Source organism: Nonomuraea helvata (assembly GCF_039535785.1).
GTDB lineage: Bacteria > Actinomycetota > Actinomycetes > Streptosporangiales > Streptosporangiaceae > Nonomuraea > Nonomuraea helvata.
Genome location: NZ_BAAAXV010000009.1, coordinates 1,997,999 through 2,012,581, shown reverse-complemented (window position 1 = coordinate 2,012,581; position 14,583 = coordinate 1,997,999). Strand labels below are relative to the sequence as shown.

General features: G+C 71.3%; 18 protein-coding genes. 11 read left to right on the top strand and 7 right to left on the bottom strand.

The window, feature by feature from the left end:
* Nucleotides 1-58: 58 nt before the first annotated feature.
* Genes ABD830_RS42745 through ABD830_RS42735 form a run of 3 tightly spaced genes read right to left on the bottom strand, consistent with a single transcriptional unit; the run spans nt 59 to nt 2,885 of the window.
* Nucleotides 59-1,507, bottom strand: coding sequence for a multicopper oxidase family protein (locus ABD830_RS42745; RefSeq protein WP_345000245.1), 1,449 nt, complete (start codon nt 1,505-1,507; stop codon nt 59-61).
* Nucleotides 1,504-1,893, bottom strand: a complete 390-nt coding sequence (locus ABD830_RS42740) for a hypothetical protein (RefSeq protein WP_345000244.1) — start codon at nt 1,891-1,893, stop codon at nt 1,504-1,506. The genes ABD830_RS42745 and ABD830_RS42740 overlap by 4 nt, the downstream gene beginning before the upstream one ends.
* Nucleotides 1,890-2,885: a carboxymuconolactone decarboxylase family protein gene (locus ABD830_RS42735; protein WP_345000242.1), complete on the bottom strand. Its 996-nt coding sequence runs from the start codon at nt 2,883-2,885 to the stop codon at nt 1,890-1,892. Before ABD830_RS42735 ends, ABD830_RS42740 begins: the two co-directional genes overlap by 4 nt.
* A 195-nt stretch (nt 2,886-3,080) precedes the next feature.
* Here ABD830_RS42735 and ABD830_RS42730 point away from each other — a divergent pair, with 195 nt between their 5' ends.
* From ABD830_RS42730 to ABD830_RS42705, 6 genes are all read left to right on the top strand, one after another.
* The gene (locus ABD830_RS42730; RefSeq protein WP_345000240.1) at nt 3,081-4,256 is read left to right on the top strand and encodes a sensor histidine kinase; all 1,176 of its coding nucleotides are present in this window, start codon (nt 3,081-3,083) and stop codon (nt 4,254-4,256) included.
* Nucleotides 4,253-4,912 (top strand): response regulator, encoded by a 660-nt coding sequence (locus ABD830_RS42725; RefSeq protein ID WP_345000238.1) that lies wholly within the window; start codon nt 4,253-4,255, stop codon nt 4,910-4,912. The genes ABD830_RS42730 and ABD830_RS42725 overlap by 4 nt, the downstream gene beginning before the upstream one ends.
* Nucleotides 4,913-4,938: 26 nt before the next feature.
* On the top strand, nt 4,939-5,538 hold the full coding sequence (locus tag ABD830_RS42720; protein WP_345000235.1) for a sulfite oxidase-like oxidoreductase: 600 nt from the start codon (nt 4,939-4,941) through the stop codon (nt 5,536-5,538).
* 1 nt (nt 5,539) lies between these two features.
* On the top strand, nt 5,540-6,271 hold the full coding sequence (locus ABD830_RS42715; protein WP_345000232.1) for a ferredoxin reductase: 732 nt from the start codon (nt 5,540-5,542) through the stop codon (nt 6,269-6,271).
* A 16-nt stretch (nt 6,272-6,287) separates the two neighbouring features.
* On the top strand, nt 6,288-6,554 hold the full coding sequence (locus tag ABD830_RS42710) for a DUF6510 family protein (protein WP_345000230.1): 267 nt from the start codon (nt 6,288-6,290) through the stop codon (nt 6,552-6,554).
* 123 nt (nt 6,555-6,677) lie between these two features.
* Complete coding sequence (locus ABD830_RS42705) at nt 6,678-8,084, top strand: LCP family protein (RefSeq protein WP_345000228.1); 1,407 nt, start codon at nt 6,678-6,680, stop codon at nt 8,082-8,084.
* A 27-nt stretch (nt 8,085-8,111) separates the two neighbouring features.
* Here the strand turns inward: ABD830_RS42705 and ABD830_RS42700 are convergent, their stop codons facing one another.
* Complete coding sequence (locus ABD830_RS42700; RefSeq protein WP_425567254.1) at nt 8,112-8,657, bottom strand: TetR/AcrR family transcriptional regulator; 546 nt, start codon at nt 8,655-8,657, stop codon at nt 8,112-8,114.
* A gap of 116 nt (nt 8,658-8,773) precedes the next feature.
* Here ABD830_RS42700 and ABD830_RS42695 point away from each other — a divergent pair, with 116 nt between their 5' ends.
* Nucleotides 8,774-10,066, top strand: coding sequence for a cytochrome P450 (locus tag ABD830_RS42695; protein WP_345000224.1), 1,293 nt, complete (start codon nt 8,774-8,776; stop codon nt 10,064-10,066).
* On the opposite strand, the gene ABD830_RS42690 is transcribed toward ABD830_RS42695, so the two are convergent.
* On the bottom strand, nt 10,029-10,202 hold the full coding sequence (locus ABD830_RS42690) for a DUF3073 domain-containing protein (RefSeq protein ID WP_345000222.1): 174 nt from the start codon (nt 10,200-10,202) through the stop codon (nt 10,029-10,031). The genes ABD830_RS42695 and ABD830_RS42690 overlap by 38 nt on opposite strands.
* Nucleotides 10,203-10,289: 87 nt before the next feature.
* Here ABD830_RS42690 and ABD830_RS42685 point away from each other — a divergent pair, with 87 nt between their 5' ends.
* Nucleotides 10,290-10,622: an ArsR/SmtB family transcription factor gene (locus ABD830_RS42685; protein ID WP_090938046.1), complete on the top strand. Its 333-nt coding sequence runs from the start codon at nt 10,290-10,292 to the stop codon at nt 10,620-10,622.
* Here ABD830_RS42685 and ABD830_RS42680 read toward each other — a convergent pair.
* Nucleotides 10,615-11,169, bottom strand: a complete 555-nt coding sequence (locus ABD830_RS42680) for a hypothetical protein (RefSeq protein ID WP_345000216.1) — start codon at nt 11,167-11,169, stop codon at nt 10,615-10,617. The two genes, ABD830_RS42685 and ABD830_RS42680, sit on opposite strands and share 8 nt — an antisense overlap.
* Before the next feature lie 76 nt (nt 11,170-11,245).
* On the opposite strand from ABD830_RS42680, the gene ABD830_RS42675 reads away from it, so the two are divergent.
* The 3 genes from ABD830_RS42675 to ABD830_RS42665 are packed head-to-tail and all read left to right on the top strand — an operon-like array spanning nt 11,246 to nt 13,613.
* Complete coding sequence (locus ABD830_RS42675) at nt 11,246-11,758, top strand: PadR family transcriptional regulator (protein ID WP_345000214.1); 513 nt, start codon at nt 11,246-11,248, stop codon at nt 11,756-11,758.
* A gap of 10 nt (nt 11,759-11,768) precedes the next feature.
* Nucleotides 11,769-12,647, top strand: coding sequence for a 1,4-dihydroxy-2-naphthoyl-CoA synthase (locus ABD830_RS42670; RefSeq protein WP_345000212.1), 879 nt, complete (start codon nt 11,769-11,771; stop codon nt 12,645-12,647).
* A gap of 51 nt (nt 12,648-12,698) precedes the next feature.
* A complete protein-coding gene (locus ABD830_RS42665; protein ID WP_345000210.1) occupies nt 12,699-13,613 on the top strand; it encodes an aminoglycoside phosphotransferase family protein in 915 nt (304 codons plus the stop codon).
* Here the strand turns inward: ABD830_RS42665 and ABD830_RS42660 are convergent.
* Entirely contained in the window at nt 13,603-14,514 is a 912-nt protein-coding gene (locus ABD830_RS42660; protein WP_378521127.1) for an NADP-dependent oxidoreductase, read from the bottom strand. The genes ABD830_RS42665 and ABD830_RS42660 overlap by 11 nt on opposite strands.
* Nucleotides 14,515-14,583: the final 69 nt, after the last annotated feature.

Below are 14,583 nucleotides of genomic sequence, written 5' to 3'. Positions count from 1 at the left end.
TCCCGATACTGAGCGCCCCCCGCCGACCTGTCGAGGACCACCCGCCCGCCGTGGGGCGTCAGACGACCTCGAAGGCCGCCATCATGGCCATGTCCTCATGCTCCAGGTTGTGGCAGTGCAGGACGTACCGCCCGCGATAGTCGGTGAAGCGGGTGACGATCTCGACGGTCTGCGCGTCGCGCAGCTCGACGGTGTCCTTCCACTCGGGCGGCCCCTTCGGGCGCTCGCCGTTGACCGTCAGCACCTGGAAGTGGTCGAGGTGCAGGTGGACCGGGTGGGCGACGTCGCTGGTCAGCCGCCAGACCTCGATGTCGCCGAGCCGGGGCCTGGCCTCCATCCGCTTCGCGTCGAACGGCTTGCCGTTGATCAGCCAGCCCATGCCCCCGTTGCTGAACTCGAAGTCCCGCGTCACCTTCGCCCTGCCGGGGTCGAGCGGCTCGACCGTGGACAGCCGCGCGGGCACCGACGACTCGTCGGTCTCGTCCCGGTCCACGGCGAACCGCATGACCTTGCCCTGCGCCCCCTCCCCCGCCAGGTTCCGCAGCTCGACCTGCTGACCCAGGCGGTACGCGGAGAAGTCGATCACCACGTCGGCCCGCTCGCCGGGGGCCAGCCGGAGCTGCCGCACCGTGCGCGGCTGGGCCAGCAGCCCGCCGTCGGTGCCGATCTGGATCATCGGCCCGCCCGTCGCCAGCTCGTACGCCCGGGCGTTGGAGGCGTTGCACAGCCGCAGCCGGTACCGCGTCCTGGAGACCCGCAGCTCCGGCCACGGCGCCCCGTTGACCAGGATCACGTCCCCGAGCAGGCCCCCCATGTACGCCTCCCGCACCCCGGGCCGGCCCTCCAGCCCCGGGTACAGCATCGTCCCGTCGGCCTCGAACGACCGGTCGCAGATCAGCAGCGGCAGGTCGCGCTCACCCGCGGGCAGCGGCAGCGCCTCTTCCTCGGCGTCCCGTACGAGGAACATCCCGGCAAGGCCGCGCCAGACCTGCGGCCCCGTGTAGTCCATGCGATGGTCGTGGTACCAGAGCGTGGCGGCCCGCTGCTCCAGCGGGAACACGTACTCGCGGGACGCCCCCGGCGCCACCAGGTCGGTGGGGAAGCCGTCGGACTCCGGCGGAGTGTGCCCGCCGTGCAGGTGCAGGACGGTCGGCTCGCTGAGCTGGTTGACCAGCTTGACGACGGTTCGCCGCCCGCTGCGTGCCTGGATGGTCGGGCCGGGGAAGGTGCCCCCGTACCCCCATACGCGGGTACGCAGGCCGGGCAGCACCTCGACCTCGGCCGCCCGCTCGGTCAGCTCGTAGAAGTCGGCCCCGCCCGCGCTGCGCACCGGCCTGGCCACCTCGGGGACCGGCAGCGGCACCGCGAACGGCTTGGGCAGCGGCGCCCGGCTGGTCAGGAGCTGCGGCTGCGGGGTTCCGGCGAGCAGCGAGCAGCCGGGCACCCCGGCCACCGCCACCGCGCCCAGTCCCAGCAGCCGCAGCACGTCACGTCGTGTGGGGGTCATGACCGCGACATGACCCGGTTGAACTGCTCGACGCCTCCGTGGAACATCAGCACCCCCAACGGCACGTGCAGGACCTTCAGCCCGGCGACACCGAGAATCGCCTGCACCACCGTGGCCACCAGGAGGATCACTGCCGGAAGGATGAACTTGCTCTTCCCACCGCCGGGCCAGCGGACCAGGACCGCCGCCACGACATGGACGACCCCTATGACGAGCAGGGCGACGGCCGTGGCCATGTGCAGCGACCGGCCGCCGGGCGTGGAGAGCAGCAGGCCCGCCGCCACCGCCTGGAACAGCAGCGCGACGGCGTGCAGGGGTGCCACGACCTTGAGCGCCCACATGGGCCAGGTCACGGGCCGGGTGGCAAGGGTGTGTTGCGCGGTCATGATCGATCTCCTGTGAGTGCTGAGGCGGTGATGAAGGTCTCCATGCGTTCCATGGCCGAGGCGGCGCCGAACGCGCAGAGCCGTACCAGGTCCTCGTCCGTCCTGGAGCCGCGCCAGGCGGCCACGTCGGCGTCGGTCACCCGGTACGGCGCGAGAGCGACGAGCAGGGCCAGCCGGGCCCCGGGCCGCTCCCCGGCGGGCACGTCCGCGAGCGGCCCGTCCAGCCAGGCTCCGCCCATCGGCGGGTGCTCCCCGTCCCAGGCCGCGACCGCGTCGGTCACGGCGGCACGGGCGGACTCTCCGAGCAGCTCGCCGCCCGTCCCCGCCACGGCCCGGAGCGCGGCGTAGGCGGCGCCCACGGACGTGCCCGCGCCCCAGGCGGGCTCCGGCAGCGCGGGCAGGTCCGCGACCAGCGGCAGGCTCGCGCCCGACAGCAGCCGCGTGCGCACGGCGCGCGACATCGCCCGGCCGCCCACGCTCCTGACCAGGCGCGACTTCTGGAGGTTCGCGGGGAGCAGGTTCTCGGTGAGCAGCGCCGAGGCGATGCGATTGATGAAGTGGAAGGTCAGCGCCGTGCCGACGATCTGCGGCCCGGTCTCCGGCGCCCGCCGCCGGGACCCGGCCCAGGCCAGCAGCTCGGCGTGCCGGGGATCGTCGGGCGTGCCGCCGGCGGCGATGGTCTCGGCCAGCCGGTGGTCGCCGGTCGCGTGCAGCAGCGTCGTGTGCGCGGCCACGCAGAACGGGCAGCGGTTGGCCATCGACACGCCCAGCGCCACGACCTCCCTGGCGGTTCTGGACTCGTCACCGGCCAGCAGCGACTCGCGCAGCATGGCCCAGGTCGCGGCGAGCACCTCCGGGGCGGGCGACAGGGTCAGGAAGACAGGCATGCGCGCCATGCGGAAGTCCTCCGCGAGCTGCGCGTAGACCCGGGCCACCCGCCCGGTCGCGGCCCGCGGCTCGACCGGGGTGACGTAACGGAACTGGCCGGCCATTACCGGTCCTTCTCTTGGATCGTCTCCATAGCCGGACATCGTGGTCTTCTCCCGGCGCCAGGTCGTCGGCCCCGAGGAGGCTCCTCCGCCTACCGCCCCGGGCGCAGGATCGTGCGACGTACTTCGCCGGGAGTAGTGCCGAATTACGACCGGCCGCCGAGGACCGTGTCCGGGTAGAGGATCTAATGTGCAGGAATGACCTTTCGGAGCGAATGGCGGCCGCTCGCCCTGGACGGCGCGCTCGCCGCCGTCGTGGCCGTCATGCTCTCGGCGACCCTGCTGGTCACGCCGAAGGCGGGCGCCCTCGACCTGGCCGCCGTACTCGTCGGCTCGCTCGCCGTGATCGCCTGGCGGCGGGCGCCCCTGGTGGCGCTGCTGGTCAGCACCGTCTGCATGCTCGTCTACTCGGTGCACGCCGAGCCGGGCCCGCCCGCCATGTTCCCCGTCCTGGTGGCGATCTTCGGATCGGTACGGGCCGGCCACCGGCTCGCGCCGGCGCTGGCGGCAGCGGTGTTCCTGGGCTCCGGCCTGACGGCGAACCTGGCCAACGCCGAGGGGCAGGACCTCAAGGACGTCGTCCAGCAGACGGTGCTGCTGATCGGCTGGTTCCTGACCGCGGGCGTGACGGCGACGGTCGCGCGGCACCGGCAGGCGTACGTGGAGCAGGCCGAGCAGCGGGCCGTCGAGGCCGAGCGCACCCGCGAGGAGGTCGCACGCCGCCGCGCGGGCGAGGAGCGGCTCAGGATCGCCAGGGAGCTGCACGACTCGCTCACCCACAGCATCTCGATCATCAAGGTGCAGGCGGGCGTGGCCGTCCATCTGGCACGCAAGCGCGGCGAGGAGGTGCCCGGCGCGCTGCTGGCCATCCAGGAGGCCAGCGGCGACGCCATGCGCGAGCTACGCGCCACGCTGGAGGTGCTGCGCGACTCCGACGCTCACGAGGGCGAGGGCGAGGGCGAGGGCGAGGGCGACGAGACGCGGGCCAGCGGCCTCGACCGGCTCGACGACCTGGTGGAGCGGGCCCGCTCGACCGGTCTGCCCGCCACGGTGACGATCTCGGGGGTACGCCGGGAGCTGCCGTCCGAGGTGGACCGGGCCGCGTACCGGATCGTGCAGGAGGCCCTCACCAACGTCTCCAGGCACTCGGGCGGGGCGGCGGCGTCGGTGCGTATCGACTACGGCGGTGAGGAGCTGGTCGTGCAGGTGGACGACGACGGTCAGGCGCGCAGGGACGCGCCGCCCGTGCCAGGCGTGGGCCTGCTCGGCATGCGCGAGCGCGTCACGGCGCTCGGCGGACGGCTGCTGACCGAGCCCCGCCCGGAGGGCGGCTTCACCGTACGCGCGGAGCTGCCATTGGGGGAACCGGCGTGATCCGCGTACTGCTCGTGGACGACCAGGCACTCATCCGCGGCGGCTTCCGCGCGCTGCTGGAGGCCGAGGACGACATCGAGGTCGTGGCCGAGGCCGCGAACGGCGAGCAGGCCGTCGCGCTCGCCCTCGAGCACCTGCCGGACGTGGCGCTCGTCGACGTGCAGATGCCGGTGATGGACGGCATCGAGGCGACCAGGCGCATCGCGGCCGACGAGCGGCTGAGCGCGGTCCACGTCGTGATCCTCACCAACTACGGCCTCGACGAGTACGTCTTCAACGCGCTCAGGGCGGGCGCGGGCGGATTCCTGGTCAAGGACACCGAGCCCGCCGACCTGCTGCAGGGCGTCAGGGTCGCGGCCCGCGGCGACGCGCTGCTCTCGCCCGCGATCACCCGCCGCCTGATCGGCGAGTACGTGGCCCGCCGCCCGTCGCCGGAACCGCAGGGCCTCGACGTGCTCACCAACCGCGAACGCGAGGTGGCCGCCCTGGTCGCCCGCGGCATGTCCAACGACGAGATCGCCGCCCACATGGTGATCAGCCCGACCACCGCGAAGACACACGTCAGCAGGGCGATGACCAAGCTGGGGGCGCGCGACCGCGCGCAGCTGGTGGTCTTCGCCTACGAATCGGGGCTGGTCACTCCGCGTAAGAGCTGACGGGAGGCGTGTGATGAAATGAGCGCGTGAGCATCATTTCGCGCGGCTTCCACGGGCGGCGCAGACCTGACAGCGACCGGCTGCCGCCCGGGCAGTACCTGGTGGACGACTTCCCCGTGCTGTCCGCGGGGCCGACGCCGCAGGTGCCGCTCGACCGGTGGGAGTTCGCCATCGACACGGAGGCGGAGCAGACGCACCGGTGGTCGTGGGAGGAGTTCCAGGCGCTGCCCATGGAGACGCCCACGGCCGACATCCACTGCGTGACCAAGTGGTCCAAGCTGGACACCACCTGGGAGGGCGTCTCGCTGGACGTGCTCTTCGAGGACGTCGAGACCGCCGCCGAGTACGCGCTGATCCACTCGTACGGCGGCTACACCACCAACCTGCCGTTGGAGGACCTGCTCGACGGCAAGGCGTGGCTCGTGCACCGCTTCGACGGCGAGGACCTGGAGCCCCGGCACGGCGGCCCGGCCCGGCTGATCGTGCCGCACCTGTACTTCTGGAAGTCGGCCAAGTGGGTACGCGGCATCCGCCTGCTGAACGAGGACTGGCCCGGCTTCTGGGAGACGGCCGGCTACCACAACTACGGCGACCCGTGGCGCGAGCAGCGCTACGAGGGCGACTGACGTGCCGCCGCGCCTGGCCTGGCGGGCGGCCGAGCTCGTCGAGATCGCCGGGGAGAGCGCGACCGCGCGCACGCTCTGCTTCCGGGTGCCCGGCTGGCCGGGACACCTGCCGGGGCAGCACGTGGACGTCCGGCTGACGGCCGACGACGGCTACACCGCGCAGCGCAGCTACTCGCTGGCCGGGCCCGCCGACGGCGACCTCGTCGAGCTGACCGTCGAGAACTTCCCCGACGGCGAGGTGTCGCCGTACCTGACCGAGGTGATCGAGGTCGGCGACCAGGTCGAGGTCCGCGGCCCGGTGGGCGGCTGGTTCGTCTGGCGGCCGGAGAGCAAGGCGCCGGTGCTGCTGGTGGCCGGTGGGTCCGGCATCGTGCCGCTGATGGCGATGATCAGGGCGCGCAGGCAGGCGGGCAGCCGGGTGCCGTTCCGGCTGATCTACTCGCTGCGCGACCAGGACCGCCGCTTCTACGCCGAGGAGCTGCGCCGTCCCGACCCCGGGCTCGACGTCACCTACCTCTACACGAGGTCCGCGCCTGCCGGGGCGTCCCGTCCGCCGGGGCGGCTCCTGCTGGACGACCTGGCTGAAGGCGGCTGGCCCGCGAACTTCGAGCCCGACTGCTACGTGTGCGGGCCGACGGGGTTCGTGGAGGCGGCGGCCGACCTGCTGGTCGCGCTGGGCCACGCCCCTGAGCGCATCCGTACCGAACGTTTCGGCCCCACCGGGGGCAGCTGACATTGTGGGGACTGACATGACCGCAGAGCACCTCGACGGCAACGCGCTGGCCGGCCCGCTCGGCGAGATCTTCGCCGTGGACGTCACCGCCGCCACCGGCCGCTGCGCCGGCTGCGGCCTGACGGGCCCGGTCGCCTCGCTCCGCGTGTACGGCCCGGACCCCGGCCTGGTGGCCCGCTGCCCCGGCTGCGACGAGGTGATCCTGAGGCTGGTACGCGGCCCCGGCACGGCCTGGCTCGACCTGCGCGGCACGGTGTCGCTCCGCGTTAACCTGCCCGACTGACCACGTTTCTCCGTACGGGTGTGCCCGGGTGGGTACACTCGGGCACGTTCAACCGGCCGAGATCTGTACGGCGAGGCTCTTGGCCATGGGCGGCGGCCCTCGGCCCCGTCCCTCTGGAGTCACGTGAGCAGCGGGCTTGTCGACGCGCCGCCTTCCGAGCCGAGCGCGCCACCCCGGCGTCGCCGCCGCTGGCTGCGCTGGGTGATCGCGGTCACCGTGACCGTCGTCCTCCTGGTCGCAGGCGTCGCCGTGGGCGTGCTGGCGAAGCTGAACGGCAACGTCAAACACGTCGACGTCACCGACGACGACCTCGGCGCGACCCGGCCGCCCAAGGTCGCGGGCACCGCCATGAACATCCTGGTGGTCGGCTCCGACCAGCGCGACGGCAAGAACGCCAAGTACGGTCACCACGTCGCGGGCGAGCGCACCGACACGATCATGATGGTCCACGTGTCGTCCAAGCGTGACGGCGCGATGGTCGTCAGCTTCCCGCGCGACTCGCTCGTCCAGCTGCCCGCCTGCCGCGCCACCGGCAACCTGCCGGGCCAGCGGCCGCACCTCGGCATGATCAACGAGTCGTTCAACTCCGGGGGCATCGCCTGCACCTGGAAGACGATCGAGTCGCTCACCCACATCCGCATCGACCACTTCGTGAAGGTCGACTTCACCGGCTTCAAGAGCATGGTGAACGCCGTCGGCGGCGTCGAGGTCTGCCTGCCCGAGCCGGTGAACGACAAGAAGGCCCTGCTGCACCTGCCCGCCGGGCGGCAGACGCTCAACGGCGAGCAGGCGCTGGGCTACGTACGCGCCCGCTACAGCATGGGTGACGGCTCGGACATCGGGCGCATCCAGCGGCAGCAGATGTTCATCGCGTCGATGGTCAAGAAGGCGATGAGCGGCGAGACGCTCACCGACCCGGCCAAGCTGCTCGGCATCCTGGACGCGGGCACCAAGGCGGTGACCACCGACCGCGGCCTGACCTTCGGCGTCATGAAGGACCTCGCGACGAGCCTCCAGGGCCTCGACGCCGGCCACATCCGCTTCATCACCACGCCGTGGCACTACTCGCTCACCCAGCCGGGCCGGGTCGAGTGGGTGCAGCCGCAGGCGGGTCGGCTGTTCCAGATCGTGGCCAAGGACGAGAGCGTCCAGGGCGTCAAGGGCGGACAGGCCAAGGTCGGCCGTACGAAGATCCAGATCGAGCTGCGCAACGGCACCTGGCGCAGCGGCCTCGGCACCCAGGTGGCGGCCTTCCTGGAGCAGCGCGGCTACCACATCTCCAAGATCGGCGACTCGGCCCGCAAGCCGCAGCCCAAGACCACCGTCCTGTACGGGCCCAACGGCGAGACGCGCGTGCCCACGCTCACCAACGACCTGCTCTCGGCTGTCACGCGCAAGGTCGAGGGAGCGCAGACCAACCGGCTCGTGCTGGTGATCGGCGACGACTGGAAGGGCCTGAAGCCCCTGCGCGCGGACGACACGGAAGCCCTCAAGGGCTTCGACGCCACCCACGACACCTGCGCCACCTGACCCCGTCGCCCTGTGCGCGGCGTGGAACTACGCGAAGAGCACCGAGAGCGCGGCGAGGGCGTCCACGACCTGGCGGGCGTCCGGTGTGGCGTCCGGGTCGAGCAGCCACTGCAGCAGCAGCCCGTCCGAGACGGCCACCAGCACCGACACGATGACCTCAGGCGCCATCGGCAGCTCGACGCCCAGCTGGGCGACCGCCCGGCGCACCATGTCGGCGCCCACTTCGCGGCAGCGCGCGTAGGAGTCGGCGAGTTTCTCCCGCAGCGCGGCCTCGCGCAGCGCCGCCGGATAGGACTCGACGTAGAGCACGAGCTGCGGCCGCAGCTCCTCGAACACGTCGACCAGCTCCGTCATGGCCCGCTCCAGCATCTCCCTGGGGCTGCTCGGCTCCGTGGAGAACATCGACCGCTCCACCCGGGCGATCCACTGGTCGAAGAACCCGGCGATGGCCTCGTGGAGCAGCGCCTCCTTGCTGCCGAAGTGGTAGCCGATGGAGGCCAGGTTGGTGCCTGAGGCGGCGACCAGGTCGCGGGCCGTCGTGCGGGCGTAGCCCTTCTCCTGCAGGCAGGCCATCGCTCCCGCCAGCAATCTCTCCCGGTATCCACCGGCCTCTGTTCGTGCCACGCGATCCATGCTACTGATGTATACAAACGTCTATGACGTACGTACATCTACAAGGAGGCACAAAGATGCTCCCTCCAGGACCGAGACTGCCCTCAGCGGTGCAGACCGCGTGGTTCATGCGCGACGCTCCCGGCATGCTGGAGAGCTTTCAGCGCAAGTACGGCCCGATCTTCACCGTGCGCTACACCGGCTTCGCGCCGGAGGTCTACGTGACCACGGGAGAGCTCGCCGAGCAGGTCTACCGGACCGACCAGGGCGGCGGGCGCGCGGGTGAGGCGCGGCGCGACTTCCTGGAGCACATGGTGGGCGCGCACTCCGTGCTCACCCTGGACGGCGATCCGTGGTGGCAGCACCGCAAGCTGCTCAACCCGCCGCTCCGCGCCAAGCAGGTCGCGGGCTACCGGGACGACATCGCGGCCATCGCCGCAGAGAAGATCGCGACGTGGCCGCTGGACAGGCCGTTCGCGCTGCGGGAACGCATGCAGGACATCACGCTGGAGATCATCATCCGGCTGATCTTCGGCATTCAGGACAGCGGCCGCATCGGCCGGCTACGCGCGCTGCTTCCCGACCTGATCGAGACCGGCGGCTCCATGCCGGTCGTCATGCTCCCGGACAAGCTCCGCAGACTGCCGTACGGCCCCCACGCCCGGTTCGCGCGGCTGCGCACCGAGGTGGACGCGATCCTGTTCGACGAGATCCGCCGCCGCCGGGCCGCGCCAGGAGGCACCGACGTGCTCGGCCGCCTGCTGGACACCGACCTGGCCGACCAGGAGATCCGCGACGAGCTGATCACCATGCTCGTCGCCGGGCACGAGACCACCGCCACCGGACTGGCCTGGGCGTTCGAGCGCCTCCTCCGCATGCCCGAGGTCCTCGAACGGCTGCCGGACGACGAGGCCTACCTCGACGCGGTGGTCAAGGAGGTCTTGCGGATCAGGCCCGTCGTCTATGAGGCGCCGAGACTGCTCGACGCCCCGCTCGAACTGGGTGGGTACGAGATCCCCGCGGGATGGTACGCCGGACCGTACATCCCGCTCGTGCACCGCGACCCGGCCGCCTTCGCCGAGCCCGATGAGTTCCGCCCAGAGCGCTTCCTGGACGACCCCCAGAACCGGGCCCAGAATCGGGCCCAGAATCGGGCATGGATGCCGTTCGGCGGCGGCCGGCGCTTCTGCGTCGGCGCGCAGCTGGCCCTGCTGGAGATGCGCATCATCATCCGCGAGGTGCTGCACCGCCTGGAGCTCACGGCGCCCGATCAGGCGCCGGAGGCCAGGCGGCTGAAGAACGTCACTCTCGCACCCGCGAAGCTGACCCGCGTCACTGCGCGCGCTCGGACTCCTGCTCGGACGAGGTAGGCGGGTAGATGTCCTCAGCCCTCCGCGTGTCGGCGCCGAGCTCCTCGCGAAGCCGGTCGTAGTCGATGTTGTGGTTGGTGTACTTCAGCTGGCGAGCGACCTTCGTCTGCTTCGCCTTGGCTCTTCCTCGGCCCATGGCTACTCCCTAGTCCCCGCTGTCATGCTATCCAACAACGTTACGACTTGAAGAATTATGCAACTGCGCTGGATTAGTCTGGGCTATATGCACGTGGAGGTCCACCAGGCCAAGGCCGACTTCTTCCGAACTCTCGGCCACCCCGCTCGCATCCGAGTGTTGGAGCTACTCCAGGAAGGGCCGCTCCCCGTCAGGGATCTGCTGGCCCAGATCGACATCGAGGCCTCGAGCCTCTCCCAGCAGCTCGCGGTCCTGCGCAGGGCCGGGATCGTGAGCGCGATCCGCGAGGGCAGCACCGTCGTCTACACGCTGGCCACCCCCGAGCTGGCCGATCTGCTCGGGGCTGCCCGCCGCATCCTCACCGACATGCTCGCCGATCAGGGCGAACTGCTCGCCGAGCTGCGAGCGGAGGTCACTTAGCGAGCGCCCGCCGCACGTGCTTGGGGTACCAGGCGGTGAAGACGGCGGGCAGGGCGAACGTGAGCACCTTGATGGCGATGATCAGCGTCGTCGCGTGAGGTGCGGCGTTGAGCACGAGCGTCAGGGAGACCGCGGCGACGGTGAAGGCCGCCGCCCAGACCGTGGTGATGATCGCGTTCACGCGGTAGAACCGCGGGCTCTCCCAGACCTCCTGCGACGTCATCGTGCGCGCGATGCCCAGCGTGAACGGCTTGCGGATGGCCAGCGAGCCCCACGCGGTGCCGGCCAGCCAGACGTTGACCAGCGCGGGCCCGTACGGCGTGAGCGGCGAGTGCGGGTCCACCAGCGAGAGCACCGTGAGGCAGGCGAAGAACACGGCCGCGCTGCTCTCGATCACCATCTCGTCCCAGGCCTTGCCCGCCCGGCGGTCGCGTACGACGAGGACGAGGGCGATGACCAGGCCGGTGATGGCGCCCCAGCGCCACTCGTCGCTGGTGGCGATGATCGCGTAGACGATCCAGGGGAGGAAGCCAATCAGACCGGGCATGGCGGGTATCCCTTCACGTTCCATTTGTGACATGTCGAAGGTAGAACTTCCTCTGGCGATATGTCAACATAGGAATATGAGCCTTCGACACGCCGTACTGGGACTGCTCTCCGAGGGGCCCGCCAGCGGATACGACCTGCTGAAGATGTTCGACATCTCGCTGTCGAACGTGTGGCCCGCCACGCAGAGCCAGCTCTATGCGGAGCTGGGCAAACTGGCCGACGCGGGCCTCGTGGACGTGTCGGCGGAGGGCCCGCGCGGCCGCAAGGAGTACGCGATCACCGAGGAGGGCCTGGCCGAGCTCCGCCGCTGGATCACCGAGGTGGAGCCGACCAGGGTCCTGCGCAGCGACATGCTGCTCCGCGTGTTCTTCCTGGCCCAGGTCTCGCCCGAGCAGGCCCGCGCGTACCTCGGCCACCAGGCCGACCGGGTCCGCAAGCAGTTGGAGCACCTGGAGGGCATCCGCGAGTTCCTCGAGAACCGCCACGACAACCTCTCGGAGTACGGGCGGATGACCCTCGAATACGGCCTTCGCCTGGGCAAAGCGCAAGTGGAGTGGGCCGAATGGGCCGAAGGTCAGATCCGTTAGGCTCTGGCCCATGGTCTCCGAGCTGTTCGATCCCAAGGCGTGGCAGGCGGTCGAGGGATTCGACTTCACCGACATCACCTACCACCGGGCGGTCGACCAGGGCACGGTGCGGATCGCGTTCAACCGGCCGGAGGTGCGCAACGCGTTCCGCCCGCAGACCGTCGACGAGCTCTACCGCGCGCTCGACCACGCCCGGCAGACGACGGACGTCGGCTGCGTGCTGCTCACCGGCAACGGCCCCTCTCCCAAGGACGGCGGCTGGGCCTTCTGCTCGGGTGGTGACCAGCGCATCAGGGGCAAGGACGGCTACCAGTACGCCGACGGCACGGCCGCGACCGGCCGTCTGCACATCCTGGAGGTGCAGCGGCTCATCCGGTTCATGCCCAAGATCGTGATCTGCGTGGTGCCCGGCTGGGCCGCGGGCGGCGGCCACAGCCTGCACGTCGTGGCGGATCTCACACTGGCCAGCGCCGAGCACGCCCGCTTCAAGCAGACCGACGCCGACGTGGCCAGCTTCGACGGCGGCTTCGGCTCGGCCTATCTCGCGCGGCAGGTCGGGCAGAAGTTCGCCCGCGAGATCTTCTTCCTCGGCGACACCTACACGGCGGCCGACGCCCACCGCATGGGCATGGTCAACGCCGTGGTCCCGCACGAGGAGCTGGAGCGGACCGCCCTGGAGTGGGCCCGCAAGATCAACGGCAAGTCGCCGACGGCGCAGCGGATGCTCAAGTTCGCCTTCAACGCGATCGACGACGGGCTGGTCGGGCAGCAGGTGTTCGCGGGAGAGGCGACGCGGCTGGCGTACATGACGGAGGAGGCGGCCGAGGGGCGCGACTCCTTCCTGGAGAAGCGCGAGCCCGACTGGTCGCCGTTCCCCTGGCACTTCTGACGCCCGGAAAACGGGCGGCGCCTGACCCGCGGCCCGGGGCAGACTGGGGGCATGAGGATCAAGGTGCCTGCGGCGTTGACCGAGTCTCACGTGAAGTACGACGGGGAGGCCGGGCGCGAGTGGTCCGCCGGGCTGCCCGCGCTGGGCGAGCGTTACCTGGAGGAGTGGGGGCTGCGGCTCGACGGTGAGCCCAGGCACGGGGTGGTCTCCCTGGTGCTGCCCGTCGTACGCGAGGACGGGACGAAGGCCGCGCTCAAGCTCCAGCCGGTCACCGACGAGAACGCCACCGAGGCCCACGGGCTGCGGACCTGGGCGGGCGACGGCTCGGTGCTCCTGCTCGACTCCGACCCCGGCACCGGCACCCTGCTGCTCGAGCGGCTGGAGGCGGACCGGTCGCTGTCGAACGTGCCGGACGACATGGAGGCGCTGGGCATCCTCACCGAGCTGCTGGCCCGCCTGGTCGCCTATCCGGCGCCGGAGGGGCTGCGCCGGTTGGGCGACATCGCGCAGGCCATGCTGGACGACGTGGACCGGGCGCTGAAGAACCTGCCGCGCGAGCGGGACCGCCACTGGATGAAGGTGTGCGCCTCGGCCGTCGCCGAGCTCGTCTCCGAGCCCGGCGACCGGCTGCTCCACTGGGACCTGCACTACGACAACGTGCTGGCCGCCGACCGCGAGCCGTGGCTGAGCATCGACCCGAAGCCGCTGGCGGGCGATCCGTGCTTCGACCTCTGGCCCGCCCTGCACAACCGCTGGGAGGCCGTTCTCGCGACCGGCGACGTGACGCGCGGGGTGCTGCGGCGTTTCGACTTCATGGTGGACCGGCTCGGCCTCGACCCCCAGCGGGCCGCCGGATGGACGCTCGGCCGCATCCTGCAGAACGCCCTGTGGGACGTGGAGGACGGCGAGAGCGAGCTCAAGGAGATCGACCTCGCCATCGCCGAGGCCGTGCGGATCAGATCGTAAGGACGACCTTCCCCCGGCCGTGCCCGGCCTCGATCTCCCTGTGCGCCTCCGCCGCCTCCTCCAGCCGGTACGTCCGCCGCACCGCGAACCTGAATGCCCCCTCCGCGATCAGGGCGGCGTAGCGCCCGAGCCGCTCGGCGGAGCGCTCACCCTGGACGAGCCGGACGCCCAGCTCGGCCGCCTTGCCGTGCTCGACCAGCGTGACGATCCGGTCCCGGTCCTCGACCAGCTCGAGCGAGACCTCCAGCGCGTGGCCCCCGGCCCCGTCCAGTGCCGCGTCCACGCCGCCGGGCGCGAGCGCGCGCACCCGCTCCGCCAGCCCTTCGCCGTAGGCCACCGGCACGGCGCCGAGGTCACGCAGGTACTCGTGGTTGACCTCGCGGGCCGTGCCGATCACGGTGGCCCCGCGCCGCCGGGCGATCTGCACCGCGGCCGTGCCCACGGACCCGGCCGCGCCGTGCACGAGCAGCGTCTCGCCCGCCGCCAGGCCGAGCCCGTCGATCGCCAGCTCGGCGGTCTGCACGCCCGAGGTAAGCCCGCCGGCCACCTCCCAGGGCACCTCGGCGGGCTTGGGCGCCACGTTCGCCACCGGGACCACGACGTACTCGGCGTAGGAGCGCAGGGCCGAGAAGCCGAGCACCTCGTCCCCCGCCGACACCCCGGTGACCCCCTCGCCCACCTGGTCCACCACGCCCGCGAACTCATTGCCGGGAATGCGCGGGTAGGGCATCGAGGAGATGAACGCCGGCAGCCACCCCTGCCGCACGGACGCGTCGAACGGCTGCACCCCGGCCGCCCGCACCCGCACGCGCACCTCTCCCGGACCCGCCTGCGGGGCGGGCAGCTCCATCACCTTCAGCACCTCAGGACCGCCCGGCTCGGCGAAGGCGGCCGCTCTCATCACTTCAGTCATGAGCGCCAGCATGCAACCTCAACCGAAGTTGAGGTCAACTGGCCAGACTTATCGGGA